We start from the raw sequence: 15,872 nt of genomic DNA, 5'->3' as shown, positions 1-15,872 counted from the left end.
GGTATTTGTCGTCATTATACAAAGCATAAAGTAACAATATTAAATAATCGTTAAAACTTTGGAAACTTTTTTTGTTTTTAAAGTTTCCTATTGTACTTTTGCCATCAAATTATGAAAGAAGACATTTTAAAAACAGCAGTTGAATTATTCTTAAACTACGGGTTTAAGAGTGTAACAATGGATGATATTGCCAATGCGCAAGGCATCTCTAAAAAAACAATCTATCAGTATTTTGAAAACAAAAATATTCTTGTTAAAGAAGCTGTTATGCATTTGTTTCAAACTGTTTCTAGTGGTATAAAGGATATTTGTGATTTAGAAAAAAACCCTATTGAAGAAATTTTAGAGATTAAAAAATTCTTAATGCACAACTTAAAAGATGAAAAATCTTCACCTCAATACCAATTAGAAAAGTATTATCCAAAAATTTATAAAGACATCAAGGAAAAGCAGTTTTGTGTTATGGAAAACTGTATCATTTGCAATCTAGAACGCGGCGTTCAATTAGGCTTATACAGAGAAACTATTAATGTAGATTTAATATCAAAAATATACTTTACATGTATAATGGCTCTTAAAGATAAAGAGCTTTTTCCTCTAAACAATTTTTCTATGCACACACTTATGAATAATTATTTAGAGTATCACCTTCGTGGCATATGCACCCAACAAGGTCTTAAAAAATTAGAACATTATTTAACAATCAATCAATCATAAAATGAGCAACAAACCCATATTATTTTTATTTCTATTTCTATCGGGCATTGCGTTTTCTCAAGAAACACCAACTAGTTTTAGCTTACAAGAAGCTATAAACTACGCATTAGAAAACAACCGAACTGCAAAAAATGCAGAAAGAGATATTGAAGCTGCACAACAACAAAAATGGGAAACCACCGCATCTGGTTTACCTCAAGTGAGTGCAACAGTAAACTATCAAAACTTCTTAAAACAACAAGTTACTCCGGTAGATTTTGATGGTGATGGCATAAACGAAGAGCTTGTTTTAGGTCAGCCACAATCTCTAACAGCAACTGCTACGTTATCTCAAAAAATATTTGATGGCTCGTATTTAGTCGGTTTACAATCTGCAAAGGTATATTTAGAAATCTCTAAAAATGCCAAAGAAAAAACAGATTTAGAAGTTAGAAAAAACGTTATTAACGCCTATAGCAATGTACTTCTTGCTGAAGAGAGTCTTACTATTTTAAATAAAAACATAGAAGTGTTACAAAAAAACCTTGATGACACAACTAAAATTTATGAAAATGGTTTAGAAGAAGAAGAAAGTGTTGAGCAACTTCAAATTACATTATCTGGTGTAGAAAGTCAGCTTAACAATACCACGCGTTTAAAAGATATTGCATACCAAATGCTAAACATTACATTAGGTATAGACTTAAATTCTCAAATAACTCTAACAGATAATTTAGAAACATTAACAGCTCAAAACATAAACCTAGGGCTTCTAGAAACTGATGATAGTGTAGAAAACACTATTGATTACAGAATTGCAGCCAATGACAAAATATCTAAAGAGCTTTTATTAAAATTAGAAAAGAGCAAATATTTACCAACATTAAACGCTTTTATAAATGGTGCTTATGCTGGAAACAGTGACACATTTACATTTGCTCAAGGCGACCAAAAGTGGTATGGTTCTTCATTATTTGGAGTAAGCTTAAACATTCCAATATTTAGTTCAGGAATGCGAAATGCATCAACACAGCGCGCAAGAATAAATCTTGAAAAAGCTGAAGCTGACTTAACCGAAACCGAACAACAATTAAAACTTCAAATTGCATCTGCAAAAAGCGATTACCAACTTGCTATTGAAGAATACGACAATAAAAAACAAAATTTGAGTCTTGCTGAACGTATAGAACGTAAAAATCAAACCAAATTTTTTGAAGGTATCGGATCTAGTTTTGAATTACGCCAAGCGCAAACACAATTATACACAGCACAACAAGAGTTTTTACAAGCCATGCTAGACGTTATCAACTCTAAAGCAACTTTAGAAACCACTTTAAACACCGTACAATTAAATTAATCAATCAAAAAAACCACACTATGAAACATATATATTCATTATTAATCGTGACGCTTTTAATCGTTTCGTGTTCTGGAGAAAAAAAGAAAAATTCTGTAGAAAGCGTTTTAGAGAGTAACAACCTTGAAACCATTCGTCAAAAACGTGCTGATTTGGTAAGTGAACAAGAAACTATTCAAGGAAAAATAAAAATGCTAGATGCTGCTATCTCAAAAATTGATACCGTTAAGCATGTACCACTTATAACAACACTTGTTGCAAAAGAAGAAGTATTTAAGCACGTATTAGAAATACAAGGAAACGTTACAACAAAAAACTTATTAGTAATTACTCCTGAATACAACGGAATTCTTACTAATGTATATGTAAAAGAAGGTCAAAAAGTAACTAAAGGTCAAACCCTTGCTAAAATAGATGATGGCGGATTAAGTCAACAATTATCTCAATTACAAATTCAAGCAGATTTAGCAAAAACCACTTACGAACGTCAAAAACGTTTATGGGAACAAAATATTGGTAGTGAAATTCAATACTTACAAGCAAAATCTAGCTACGAATCGCAAAACGAAGCTGTAAACCAACTAAAACAACAAATAGCTAAAACCACGGTAAAAGCACCATTTACTGGAACTATAGATGATGTTATAACAGAGCAAGGAAGCGTTGTTGCCGCTGGTCAAACGCAACTTATGCGTATTGTTAACCTAAACGATATGTACATAGAAACAGATGTTCCTGAACGCTATGTTACAGATGTAACAAAGGGAAAACATGTAAATGTTGAATTTCCAGTTTTAGGAAAAACTTTAGATACTGAAATAAGACAAGCTGGTGATTTTATTAACCCAGCAAACAGAACTTTTAAGGTAGAAGTTGCAATTCCAAATGCTGATAAAGCCATAAAACCAAACTTAACGGCCAAACTAAAAATCAACGATTACACAAACAAAAATGCCATTTTAATACCTCAAAGTATCATTTCTGAAAACGCTGAAGGCGAACAATATGTTTATGTTATTAATGATAAAAATGCCAAAGAAGAAGGCGTAGCAAAAAGAGTTATCATTAAAACAGGTAAAACTCAAGGCGATGTTATTGAAGTACTTGACGGTATTGAAAACGGCATAGAAATCATACAAGAAGGTGCTCGTAGCGTAAAAGACGGACAAACTGTAAAAGTGATCAACTACTAAACCAAAAAACATGACAAAAAAGAAAAAACAAGTCGATAAAGAATTTGGTTTATCATCTTGGGCAATAGACAACAAAACCACAATGTATGTCTTAATTGCAGTAATTTTCTATTTAGGTATATCTGCTTTCTTTAGTATGCCTCGAGAAAATTTCCCTGAAGTAAACGAAACCAAAATTTATGTAAGCTCTGTATTTCCTGGAAATACAGCAGAAGACATAGAAAAACTTATAACAGATCCTCTTGAAGATAAGCTTAAAACAGTAAGTAATGTCGTAGAAATAACTTCTACATCTCAAGAAGATTACGGGATGCTAATGGTTGAGTTTGACGAAAACATTACCGTTGAGCAAGCCAAACAAAAAGTTAAAGACGAAATAGATAGCGAAACTGCCAGTGAAGATTGGCCTACATTCAACGGCGCAAAAGTTGAGCCTGATGTATTTGAGTTAAGCCTATCTGAAGAAATGCCTATTCTTAACATTAACCTTTCTGGAGATTACCCTATTGAAAAACTTAAAGAATATGGCGAATACCTTCAAGACGAAATTGAAGACTTATTAGAAATTAAAAAAGTTGATATTCGTGGTGCACAAGAAAAAGAAGTTGAAGTTGCCGTAGACATCTACAAAATGATGGCTGCCAATGTCACCTTCAATGATATTATTGGAGCCATTAACAATGGTAACGTTACAATGTCTGCCGGAAACCTAAAAGCAAGTGGTCAACGTCGTACTATTCGTATTCTGGGTGAAATTGAAAACCCAAATGAACTAGAAAATTTTGTAGTAAAATCTGAAAACGGACACGCTATCTATCTTAAAGATGTTGCCAATGTTTCTTTTAAAGAAGAAGACAAAACAACATACGCAAGAGAATTTGGTCATCCTGTAGTGATGCTTGACGTAAAAAAACGTGCCGGCAAAAACATGGTTGCTGCTGCAGAACAAATTCAGGTTATAGTAAAAGATGCTGTTGAAAATGTTTTCCCTCAAGATTTATCTGTAACTATTGCCAACGACCAATCTTCTGTAACTATTGGTCAAGTAGATGATTTAGTAAACAATATCATTTTTGGAGTTATTCTAGTAGTAACTGTTTTAATGTTCTTTTTAGGATTTAAAAACGCCATTTTTGTTGGGTTTGCAATTCCCATGTCTATGTTTATGTCCTTAATGATTCTGGAATTATTAGGTCAAAGCTTAAACACCATGGTGCTTTTTGGACTTATCATGGGATTAGGAATGCTAGTAGATAATGGTATTGTAGTTGTAGAGAACGTATATCGTCTCATGGACGAAGAAGGCATGAGTAGATTTCAAGCTGCAAAAAAAGGTATTGGTGAAATTGCGTTTCCAATTATTATCTCTACAGCAACAACCGTAGCCGCTTTTATACCATTAGGATTATGGCCTGGAATTATGGGTGAATTTATGATGATTCTACCTATTACGCTTTCCGTGGTATTAGGTTCCTCTCTTTTTGTAGCCATCTTTTTCAACTCTGTTTTAGTATCTCAATTCATGAATACTGAAGACAAAGATATGCCGCTCAAAAAAATAATTAGAACAACCATAATTATGGCTGTTATTGGCATTCTTGTTTTAATTGTTGGCGGTGAATACCGTGGCTTAGGAACACTTATGGTCTTTACAGCTGTTATGCTTTGGGTATACAGATTATTCTTAAGAAAATGGGCTAATAGCTTTCAAACAAAAACGTTAGTTAAACTAGAGCGTTGGTATGAGCGTCAATTACGTTGGGCGCTTTCAGGCAAGAAACCTTATTTTTTAAGCATAGGTACGTTTGTTTTATTAATTCTCTCATTCATAGCTTTCGGAGCATCACTTGCTACTCAAAGAACCAAAGTAGAATTCTTCCCAGACAATAAGCCTAATCAAATTATTGTCTATATAGAATATCCGCAAGGAACAGCTATAGAAAAAACAAACGCCATAACAAAAGAAATTGAAAAGCGCGTTTTTGACGTTGTAAATCAAGACCAATATACAGACAACGGCTACAACTTTATGGTAGAAAGTGCTGTTTCTCAAGTTGGTGAAGGTGCTGGAAATCCACAAACAGACGGTGGTTCTAGTGCAGAAATGCCACACAAAGCAAAAATAACAGCTTCTATGCGTGAGTATAAATACCGTCGTGGCGAAGACAGTGAGTTATTACGTCAAAAAGTACAAGAAGCATTAGTTGGTATTTATCCTGGTGTATTAATTTCTGTTGAAAAAGATGCCAATGGACCACCTGCTGGATCACCTATTAACATAGAAATTGAAGGCGATGATTATAACGAGCTAATTAATACTGCTGAAAGTATGCGTGAATTTATCAATAACAAGAATATTGCTGGTATTGATGAATTAAAGATAGACGTTAACAAAGACAAGCCTAGCATGCAGGTTGTTGTAGACCGTAAAAAAGCTGGTGAATTAGGCGTTAGCGCATCGCAAGTTGGGCAACAACTACGTAACTCTATCTTTGGATCTAAAGCAGGTATTTACAAAAAAGATGGTGACGATTATGATATTTATGTTCGCTTTAATGAAGAAAACAGGTATAACACAAGTGCCCTATTTAATCAAAATATTACCTTTAGAGATAATACTGGACAATTAAAGACCATACCGCTATCAGCGGTTGCCAAGCACGAAAACAATTCCGGATTTAGTGCTATAAAGCATAAAGACACAAAACGTGTTGTAACTGTTTACTCTGCGTTATCTCCAGGATATACTGACGCTGGTGCTATTGTAACTCAAATTCAAAATGAAATGAAAAGTTACGAAGGGTTACCAAAAGGCATTAAAATAGATTACACAGGTCAAATTGAAGAGCAAAACAAACAAATGGCTTTCTTAATGGGTGCATTTTTCACTGGGTTAGGTTTAATTTTCTTTATCCTAATATTTCAGTTTAATTCAATCTCAAAACCAGCCATCATTATGCTTGCCATCTTTTTAAGCTTTATTGGTGTATTTGGAGGTATTGTAATTACAGGAAGCGCTTTCGTAATTATGATGACTATGGTTGGTATTATTTCTTTAGCCGGAATTGTAGTAAATAATGGTGTAGTATTATTAGACTATGCCCAACTATTAATAGACAGAAAGAAACAAAACTTAAATCTTGATGGAGATGCTTATTTAGAAACAGATGATTTATTTGAAAGTATTGTTAAAGCTGGTAAAGCCCGTTTAAGACCTGTACTACTAACAGCAATAACAACCATTTTAGGTTTAATTCCGTTAGCCATTGGACTAAACATCAATTTCTTTACATTATTCGCAGATTTTGATGCCAATATTTACATGGGTGGTGACAACGTAGTATTTTGGGGACCATTAGCTTGGACCGTTATTTACGGACTACTAATAGCAACCTTCTTGACACTTATTGTTGTTCCTATATTATTTTTCTTATCCATGAAATTAAAAATGTGGATTAGAAGTAAAACATCTTCTCACGTACAAGATGAACAAATCGCTTTTTCTACGAATGAGCGTATAAAAGAGTAGTTAAAGCTCACCCTAGAGCTTAATTAATAGCAGGAAAAAGCCTCAACAAATGTTGAGGCTTTTTCTATTTATAATCATTTAACTTCATTAAATTTGCACATCAAATTTTTTAGTATGTATAGAAGTCATAACTGTGGTGAATTACGAGCATCACACATAAATAACGAAGTAACTCTAGCTGGTTGGGTTCAAAAATCTAGAGACAAAGGATTTATTGTTTGGGTAGATTTACGTGACCGCTACGGTATTACACAATTAGTTTTTGATGAAGAACGCACGCCAAAGACCATGATGGAAAAAGCGCAAAAGCTAGGTCGTGAGTTTGTAATTCAAGTAACAGGAACCGTTATAGAACGTGCTTCTAAAAACCCTAATATACCAACTGGAGATATTGAAATACTAGTGTCTAAACTTACCATTTTAAATGATGCTTTATTACCTCCTTTTACAATAGAAGATAAAACAGATGGTGGTGAAGACATCCGAATGAAATACCGCTATTTAGACATTCGTCGTAATCCAGTAAAAAACAGTTTAATTTTTAGACACAAAGTCACTCAAGAAGTTAGAAACTACTTATCTAAAGAAGGTTTTATTGAAGTAGAAACTCCGTATCTTATTAAGTCTACACCTGAAGGTGCTAGAGATTTTGTTGTGCCAAGCCGTATGAACGAAGGTGAATTTTATGCACTTCCGCAATCACCTCAAACATTCAAGCAGTTACTTATGGTTGGCGGTATGGATAAGTATTTTCAAATCGTAAAATGTTTTAGAGATGAAGATTTACGCGCCGACAGACAACCCGAATTTACACAAATAGATTGCGAAATGGCGTTTGTAGAGCAAGAAGACATTTTAAATGCTTTTGAAGGCTTAACACGTCATTTACTAAAAGAAATAAACGGTGTTACTATTGATAAGTTTCCAAGAATGCTTTATGACGATGCCATGCGTTTATACGGAAACGATAAACCAGACATTCGCTTCGGAATGCAATTTGGCGAGCTAAACGAGGTTGCACAACATAAAGATTTTGGTGTTTTTAACAATGCTGAACTTGTTGTTGGTATTGCTGTACCTGGCGGGAATAGTTACACCAGAAAAGAAATTGATAAACTTATTGATTGGGTTAAGCGTCCACAAGTAGGTGCTTTAGGTATGGTTTACTGTAGATGCAACGATGACGGAAGTTACAAATCATCTGTAGATAAATTTTACGACCAAGACGATTTAGCTAAATGGGCAGAAACAACCGGCGCCAAACCTGGTGATTTAATTTGTGTTCTTTCTGGCGATAAAAATAAAGTTCGTGCGCAATTAAGTGCTTTACGTATGGAACTTGCAGAGCGTTTAGGCTTACGCAAACCAGGTGAATTTGCGCCACTTTGGGTTATTGATTTTCCACTTTTAGAATGGGATGAAGAAACCGAACGTTACCACGCTATGCACCACCCTTTTACATCACCTAAACCAGGGCAATTAGAATTACTTGAAACCAATCCAGGAGATGTTAAGGCCAATGCTTATGATTTAGTACTTAACGGAAATGAAATTGGTGGAGGTTCTATAAGAATTCACGACAAGAAAACACAATCATTAATGTTTGATTATTTAGGGTTTACACCTGAAGAAGCTAAAGCTCAATTTGGCTTTTTAATGGATGCTTTTCAATATGGAGCACCTCCTCATGGTGGTTTAGCTTTTGGTTTAGACAGGCTAGTAGCTATATTAGGTGGTCAAGAAACCATTCGTGATTTTATTGCATTCCCTAAAAACAATTCAGGGCGTGATGTCATGATAGATGCTCCTGCTCCTATCGATGAAGAACAACTCACAGAACTCAATTTAAAACTCAATTTAAAATCATAAAAATAAAATCCTGCAACTTGCAGGATTTTTTAGTAGATTTAGTTTATGCCAAAAAAAACATTTTTTAAGAAACTTCTTATTTGGAGAGCCAAGTACATCTCTCACAAACAATTTGTTTATTTATTAAGTATTGTTATTGGCTTTACATCTGGTGTAGGTGCAGTAGTTTTAAAAAACCTTACGCACTTTATACAACACTTATTAGAAGGAAATCTAGTACAGTATTATCATCATGCGTTTTACTTTTTATTCCCAATTATAGGTTTTACACTCGTATATTTCATTATGAAATATGTTGTAAGACACAAAGTAAGCCACGGCATCCCTTCAACACTTCTTGCTATATCAAAACGAAAAGGGATTATGAAACGCTATCAAATGTTTGGCTCTATTCTAACCGCACCAATTACAATTGGTTTTGGTGGTTCTGTAGGTCTTGAAGGACCAACCGTTGCCACAGGCGCTGCTTTGGGCTCAAATATTTCTAGACTGTTTCACATGAATCAAACTACAAGAAATTTACTTGTAAGTTGTGCAGCAGCAGGCGCTATGTCTTCAATTTTTAAAGCACCAATTGCTGCAATTATTTTTGCTATTGAGGTGTTTAGTTTAGATCTCACAATCGCATCTTTACTTCCTTTACTACTGGCTTCGTTATCTGCAATTTTAACATCATTTTTCTTTTTTGGTGACGATGTATTATTACCGTTTCAACTTGAAGACAAGTTTGATGTTGCTGATGCTCCTCTTTATATGATGTTGGGTGTTACCGCCTCATTAGTCTCTATATATTTTACAGATATATATGAACGTGTTCAAAAAATATTTGACAAAGTAAAATCACCTGCCAAACGTGTTGTTTTTGGAGGCATTGCTATTGGTATTTTAATTTATTTTATTCCACCGTTATATGGAGAAGGCTTTGATGTAATTAACAATTTGGTAGCAGGAAATCCTGAAAAAGCACTTGAAAATAATTTTCTAGATATGGATTTGTCTAATATTTGGGTTGTTATTTTGTTATTAGCGGGTTTGGTTGTCTTTAAAATTATTGCAAGTGCCATAACATTTGGCGCTGGTGGTGTTGGTGGTATTTTTGCTCCTACACTTTTTATGGGAAGCATTATGGGTAATTGTATGGCTAAAATCATAAATAATAGTGGCTTAATAAGTACACCTGTATCTGAAAGTAATTTCACACTTGTTGGTATGGCTGGTTTACTTGCTGGTGTTTTACAAGCGCCACTAACGGCTATTTTTTTAATTGCTGAACTAACAGGCGGATATGACTTGTTTATTCCCTTAATGATTACAGCTGCGATTTCATTTAGTATCACAAAATATTTTGTCCCTCACTCGGTTTACACAATGGAATTAGGCAGGAAAGGTGAACTTATTACACATGATAAAGATCATGCAGTTTTAACACTAATGGACATAAACACTGTAATAGAAACAAATTTTAAAAAAGTAACTCCAAATATGACACTTGGAGATATTGTTCACAAAGCTGTAATAAAATCTAACAGAAATATTTTTCCTGTGGTTGAGGATAAATCAAACAAACTAAAAGGCATTATTTTACTTGATGATATTAGGCCTATTATGTTTGATCAATCACTTCATGATGAAGTTAAAGCAAAAGAAGTTATGCAAAACCCTCCTGCTATTATTAATATGGAAACCGATAAAATGACTGTGATTATGAAAAAATTTCAGGATAGTAATGCTTGGAATCTACCTGTTGTAAAACATGGCGAATATGTTGGTTTTATTTCAAAATCTAAACTACTTACGGCTTATAGAAGAAAATTAATAAACTTAACACATTAACAATGAAATACATTATAGCTGTAGCTACAATAGCATCTTTAGCAAGTATTGTTTGTGGATATATAATAGATACTGATTATTCTCAAAAATTAATCGGACTAGGAGTTGTTGGGCTTTTTATTATTGTTTTTCCTTTGTTTTCTTACTACAGATGGAAAGATAAAAACATAAAAGATTACATGCTAACCAAAGAGAATTTTGAAAAAATGCGTGAAAATGAAAGAAAAAACAATTATTAGTTTAAGTTTCTTTTTTCAATAAAAAATCGTTTAAGCAGTTGTGATGCTTCATCTGCTAAAACACCACCTTCTATTTTAGTTTTAGGATGAAGTTTTGTTTTTAGATTGATACAACCTCTATTTTCATCTCTAGCCCCAAAAACAATTTTACTTATCTGACTCCAATACAAAGCACCTGCACACATTTGGCAAGGCTCTAAAGTAACATACAACGTGCAATTTTGAAGGTATTTACCTCCTAAAAAATTAGCTGCTGCTGTTATGGCTTGCATTTCGGCATGAGCAGTTACATCATTAAGTAGCTCGGTTAAGTTATGAGCGCGAGCTATTATCCTATTATCTATTACTATAACTGCACCAACAGGTATTTCACCTTTATGAAAAGCTTCTTCTGCTTCTTGAAGTGCTCTTCGCATAAAATAAGTATCATCAAAAGGGTTTTCCATAGTATAAAAATAAAAAAAGGCAACTTCATGAAGTTGCCTTTTTTATAGATTATTTAAAAAAATTATTTTTTAATAATCTTATTATTTGCATTAAGTGAATCTCCGTTTATGTTAAGGATATAAATTCCTGTTTGAAGATTACTTATATTAATTTCAATTTGTCCAGATAACTGTGTTTGTTTTGAAAGTACTCTACGTCCATTAATATCTGTAACAGTTACAGTAACCTCTCCAAAGTTTTTAGATGTTTTAATATATAACACATCATTTACTGGGTTAGGATATACTTTGTAATCGCTAGTATTAAACTCGTCTACACTTAAACTTGTACAGTTTGATAAAGAAGGATCTGTATCTAAAGGCATATTAAAATCTTCAATCTGATCTGTCATAGAAAAAGAAAAACCTTGAGATGCATTTACACCTAATCCTCTCGCTGCAAAAACTTCCCATATCAAACACTGATCTTCTCCTCCTGTTAACATCATATCTGCTTGTAAAATAGCATCTCTACCATCAACAAATCCTGGTCCACAAGGCTGAAGCTTTAAGCCGTCCATTACTATCTGCATCACTTTGTTATTTCCTCCTGTACCATTATATAAATCAGGATCAAAACCATATTTATCAATATAAGCCCAAGTTAAATCCCAAAGCATTGTAGCCCAAACAAATCCTACATTATGTTGACTGTCATTCCATCTTACAATATTACCGTTTGAATCTTGACCTAATACGGTATCATCATTAGTGGCATCATAAGTAAAATCATTTACTGCAAAATCTGTACTGTATTTCGCTGGCCTAATACCAACACCATCAACATCTTCTCCATTAGCAAAAACAGCGATCCCTTTTCCTATTTCTGGGGAGTCTCCTGCTTTCATTGTTAGCATTAATCCAAACCAGTCAGACCAACCTTCTCCCATTTGTTCTCTGTTTGTAAGGCAACTTGCAGCACTTGGTCCTCCTGTTAGCCTATTAGATATTCCATGCCCATATTCATGAGCAATAACACCATTATCGAAACTTCCATCTCTATTGAATGGTCCATTGTTAACAATAGTTCCATTTATTGGTTGATTAGCTATTAAAGCCGCTATAATTTGTTCTCCATCTGCATTATTAACAAACACTGAAGGGATTGTAAATACAGGATTACTTTGTCCAGCCATATTAACATAGTCTACATAATCAGGATCATTATCAGGGTTATTATGATTTACCATTATAACTCCAACTGCTCCTGCATTTTGAGCGTTTTGAATTTTATCAACAAAAGGACAATTTCCTCTTTTTATGACTGCTATTTTACCCATTACATCTGCGCCATTAACAAGGGCATTACAGCCTTCTGTTCCGTTAGCAGTACCATCATTTACTAAAACTAAATCTGCTGTTACAGGAATATCTGATGGACCAGTAATGTTATTACCAACACCTGTTGCTGGTATAGCTGCTACAAAATTACCTGCTAGACTTGTGTTATTAATAATTAAAGGCGTTGGTAAACCTGTTGCCTCCCATAAAAACATTTGCATTCTGGGGCTATTACCTTCAGGTGGTGTACTAAAGTTTGCGTTATTTAAACTAGATCCATCTTGACCATCTGCCAATACATAATCATTTCCTAAACCACCGTTACCATAATTGTTTTGTTGAAAATTCCCACTTGCCTCATCAAACCCGTAATGATACCAAATATCATGCATCACATTATTCATGTAAAATAGGTTTGTCAATGATGCCTCTTGATAACCGATAGGCTCTTGATTTAAATTCAATTCAAAATCAAAATTTAAGCTTGCAGAACCGACTGCTGAAACACCAAAACCATTGTTACCGTTTACATCTTCTTGCGCCCAAACATTATTTCCTCTTGTAATAGTAAATTCAGCACCTGCAGCACCATTTGTATCATGCCACCCATATGGAGACGCTGTATCATCAGAAGGATTTGTTAGTAACGCTCTACCGCCGTGAAGAGGACTCTCTTCTGGCAAAGGAAAAACGTTATACTGTGAGCCATCATTTGTAACTACATAGTTTTCATTGAAAAGGCTAAAAGTTTCTTCTTTATCAAGTTTATTAGTACTTTGAGTATGATTATGATGAGCATGATTATCATCACTAAAATTACATGATACAACCCAATCATTAAATTCTAAAATATCTCCAGATGCCGCGTCTACTCTTACACTCCACCAATGTGAGCTATCATTTGTGTAAATACTCAAATCCCAAGCTAACTTTAAAGTGTTTTCATGTAGAACATATACTTGTTCAACAGGAATATTTTCTTGAGAAATTCCTCCGTTTGAGTATATGAATTTTTTACCACTAACTGCTATAACATTTAAATCTTGTGGTGTATTTAAGTTAAATCGCCTTGCCGTATTTTGAATTGCATTTTCAGGAGACAGTGTTGCTGCTTGTGTACTAATTTTATCTTCTATTTGAGGAATAAAATTATTTGCATAATAAGAAACTCTACCATTTTTTATTGCAACACTTGATAATGCATTAAATATCTTTATCCCTTGATATCTTTGATTAACATATACATGAGTTACTTTTGTCTGTTTTGTTAGATATTCATCTGTTATGTACAAATCTGAAATATCTTCTGCCTGAAGGTTAAATTTCTCTTTATTAACATTCAGATAACTTTCTATTATCGCTCCATATTGAGAACTTTCTAAACGGTTTTGAGAATAGGCTGCTAGACTCACAGAAAGCACTAATGATAGGAATAAGAAAGATTTTAAATTCTTTTTCATTATTTAAGTATTTATTAATCAATTTTTTTTGTGTATTTCACAAATATAGCTATGGAAGTTTGATATTTACAACAAAACTTTAAATTATTATTTTGAATTTCGTGAATTCAAACATTTATTATCATAATTTTGCAAATAATTAACCCTAATGACAGCGCCTCTTTTAAATTCTATTAAATTTCCAAAAGATTTAAGAGCTTTAGAAAAAGACCAACTTATAAAACTTTCTAAAGAGCTTAGAGGCTTTATTATAAATATAGTTGCCACTAAAGAAGGGCATTTAGGCGCCAGTTTGGGTGTTGTAGAACTTACCATAGCTTTACACTACGTTTTTAACACGCCTAGTGATTTGTTAGTATGGGATGTTGGTCACCAAGCTTACGGACACAAAATACTAACCGGCAGAAGATCTACCTTTCATACAAATCGACAATTTAAAGGCATAAGTGGGTTTCCCAAACGAGAAGAAAGTACTTATGACACATTTGGCGTAGGCCATTCTTCTACATCTATTTCTGCAGCATTAGGCATGGCTATGGCATCAAAACTAAAAGGCGATACACAAACACAACATATCGCAGTTATTGGCGATGCTTCTATTGCAAGCGGCATGGCTTTTGAAGGTTTAAATCATGCAGGAGTAAGTGACACAAATCTGCTTGTAATTCTTAATGATAACGCCATTGGTATTGATCCGAGTGTTGGTGCTTTGAAACAATACCTTACTAACGTAAAAAAAGGCACTCAAAAGCAAGACAATATTTTTGAAGCTTTAAATTTTGAATACGCCGGCCCTATTGACGGACACGACATTCATAAGTTAATTGATGAATTAAAGCGATTAAAAACCATAAGTGGCCCTAAACTTTTACACGTTATCACTACTAAAGGAAAAGGCTTAAAACAAGCTGAAACTGACCAAGTAAAATATCATGCCCCGGGGAAATTTGATGCAAAAACTGGTGAGTTACTAAAAAAAGCTTTCATAAATCAACCTCCAAAATATCAGGATGTTTTTGGAAAAACCATTTTAGAACTAGCAAAGACTAACAAAAACATTGTTGGAATTACTCCAGCAATGCCAACGGGAAGTTCTTTAAAATATATGATGAGTGAAATGCCCGACAGAGCTTTTGATGTAGGCATAGCAGAGCAACACGCTGTAACACTAGCAGCGGGTATGGCAACACAAGGTCTTATTCCTTTTTGTAACATATACTCAACATTTTTGCAACGCGCTTATGATCAAATAATTCATGATGTAGCATTACAAAAACTGCCTGTGGTTTTTTGTTTAGATAGAGCTGGATTAGTTGGTGAAGATGGAGCCACACATCATGGTGCTTTTGATTTGGCTTATTTACGATGTATTCCTAATTTGACAATTTTTGCACCTAGAGATGAGATTGAGTTGCGAGACATCATGTTTACAGCTCAAATGGGAAACTTAAAACAACCTATTGCAATAAGATACCCTAGAGGTCGTGGCATAACTTTAGACTGGAAAAAACCATTTAAAGAGATTAAAATAGGAACAGGCAAGCTTTTGAAAAAGGGTAACAACATTGCTGTTTTAAGTATTGGTGCTATTTCAAAAAATGTTACAGAAGCAATTAACAGTATTAATAATCATGATAAAATTGCGCATTATGATATGCGCTTTGTAGCTCCTCTAGATGAAACACTACTACATGATATAATGAAAAATCACACCTCTATAATTACAATAGAAGATGGTGTTATAACTGGCGGTTTTGGTAGTAGCATTTTAGAGTTTGCCGCTGCTAACAACTACAAAAACAGTATTAAAAATTTGGGTATCCCTAATAAGTTTATAGAACAAGGCTCTATTGATGAACTACAAAAACTTTGTTCTATAGATGCTGATAGCATTAAACAAATACTTTCAACTTACCTGTAAAATATAACA

General features: G+C 33.8%; 10 protein-coding genes. 8 read left to right on the top strand and 2 right to left on the bottom strand.

The window, feature by feature from the left end; genetic code table 11:
- Positions 1–111 precede the first annotated feature (111 nt).
- The 7 genes from ABD690_RS04535 to ABD690_RS04505 all read left to right on the top strand — a co-directional run bounded on the left by ABD690_RS04535 (position 112) and on the right by ABD690_RS04505 (position 10,716).
- On the top strand, positions 112–717 hold the full coding sequence (locus ABD690_RS04535) for a TetR/AcrR family transcriptional regulator (RefSeq protein WP_344727543.1): 606 nt from the start codon (positions 112–114) through the stop codon (positions 715–717).
- A 1-nt stretch (position 718) separates the two neighbouring features.
- Positions 719–2,053 carry a TolC family protein gene (locus ABD690_RS04530; protein ID WP_344727541.1) on the top strand — a complete coding sequence of 445 codons (1,335 nt, stop codon included), beginning with the start codon at positions 719–721 and terminating at the stop codon, positions 2,051–2,053.
- 20 nt (positions 2,054–2,073) lie between these two features.
- Positions 2,074–3,246, top strand: coding sequence for an efflux RND transporter periplasmic adaptor subunit (locus tag ABD690_RS04525; RefSeq protein ID WP_344727539.1), 1,173 nt, complete (start codon positions 2,074–2,076; stop codon positions 3,244–3,246).
- A 10-nt stretch (positions 3,247–3,256) separates the two neighbouring features.
- The gene (locus ABD690_RS04520) at positions 3,257–6,775 is read left to right on the top strand and encodes an efflux RND transporter permease subunit (RefSeq protein ID WP_344727537.1); all 3,519 of its coding nucleotides are present in this window, start codon (positions 3,257–3,259) and stop codon (positions 6,773–6,775) included.
- A 114-nt stretch (positions 6,776–6,889) separates the two neighbouring features.
- On the top strand, positions 6,890–8,644 hold the full coding sequence (gene aspS / locus ABD690_RS04515; RefSeq protein WP_344727535.1) for an aspartate--tRNA ligase: 1,755 nt from the start codon (positions 6,890–6,892) through the stop codon (positions 8,642–8,644).
- A gap of 45 nt (positions 8,645–8,689) precedes the next feature.
- A complete protein-coding gene (locus ABD690_RS04510) occupies positions 8,690–10,477 on the top strand; it encodes a chloride channel protein (RefSeq protein ID WP_344727532.1) in 1,788 nt (595 codons plus the stop codon).
- 2 nt (positions 10,478–10,479) lie between these two features.
- A complete protein-coding gene (locus ABD690_RS04505; protein ID WP_344727531.1) occupies positions 10,480–10,716 on the top strand; it encodes a hypothetical protein in 237 nt (78 codons plus the stop codon).
- On the opposite strand, the gene ABD690_RS04500 is transcribed toward ABD690_RS04505, so the two are convergent.
- A complete protein-coding gene (locus ABD690_RS04500; protein WP_344727529.1) occupies positions 10,713–11,162 on the bottom strand; it encodes a nucleoside deaminase in 450 nt (149 codons plus the stop codon). The genes ABD690_RS04505 and ABD690_RS04500 overlap by 4 nt on opposite strands.
- 62 nt (positions 11,163–11,224) lie before the next feature.
- A complete protein-coding gene (locus tag ABD690_RS04495) occupies positions 11,225–13,942 on the bottom strand; it encodes a T9SS-dependent M36 family metallopeptidase (protein WP_344727527.1) in 2,718 nt (905 codons plus the stop codon).
- Positions 13,943–14,090: 148 nt separating this feature from the next.
- Between ABD690_RS04495 and dxs the strand changes: the two genes are divergently transcribed.
- Positions 14,091–15,863: a 1-deoxy-D-xylulose-5-phosphate synthase gene (gene dxs / locus ABD690_RS04490; protein WP_344727525.1), complete on the top strand. Its 1,773-nt coding sequence runs from the start codon at positions 14,091–14,093 to the stop codon at positions 15,861–15,863.
- The last annotated feature ends 9 nt before the right edge of the window (positions 15,864–15,872 follow it).

It is taken from the genome of Corallibacter vietnamensis, from assembly GCF_039537875.1.
Classification (GTDB): domain Bacteria; phylum Bacteroidota; class Bacteroidia; order Flavobacteriales; family Flavobacteriaceae; genus Corallibacter; species Corallibacter vietnamensis.
This window is presented reverse-complemented; position numbering and strand designations above follow the sequence as displayed.

What these genes read in the sequence shown, in the direction of transcription:
- ABD690_RS04535 (WP_344727543.1), top strand. Translation starts at nt 112, where the DNA reads ATGAAAGAAGACATTTTAAAAACAGCAGTTGAATTATTCTTAAACTAC.
- ABD690_RS04530 (WP_344727541.1), top strand. Translation starts at nt 719, where the DNA reads ATGAGCAACAAACCCATATTATTTTTATTTCTATTTCTATCGGGCATT.
- ABD690_RS04525 (WP_344727539.1), top strand. Translation starts at nt 2,074, where the DNA reads ATGAAACATATATATTCATTATTAATCGTGACGCTTTTAATCGTTTCG.
- ABD690_RS04520 (WP_344727537.1), top strand. Translation starts at nt 3,257, where the DNA reads ATGACAAAAAAGAAAAAACAAGTCGATAAAGAATTTGGTTTATCATCT.
- aspS (WP_344727535.1), top strand. Translation starts at nt 6,890, where the DNA reads ATGTATAGAAGTCATAACTGTGGTGAATTACGAGCATCACACATAAAT.
- ABD690_RS04510 (WP_344727532.1), top strand. Translation starts at nt 8,690, where the DNA reads ATGCCAAAAAAAACATTTTTTAAGAAACTTCTTATTTGGAGAGCCAAG.
- ABD690_RS04505 (WP_344727531.1), top strand. Translation starts at nt 10,480, where the DNA reads ATGAAATACATTATAGCTGTAGCTACAATAGCATCTTTAGCAAGTATT.
- ABD690_RS04500 (WP_344727529.1), bottom strand. Translation starts at nt 11,162, where the DNA reads ATGGAAAACCCTTTTGATGATACTTATTTTATGCGAAGAGCACTTCAA.
- ABD690_RS04495 (WP_344727527.1), bottom strand. Translation starts at nt 13,942, where the DNA reads ATGAAAAAGAATTTAAAATCTTTCTTATTCCTATCATTAGTGCTTTCT.
- dxs (WP_344727525.1), top strand. Translation starts at nt 14,091, where the DNA reads ATGACAGCGCCTCTTTTAAATTCTATTAAATTTCCAAAAGATTTAAGA.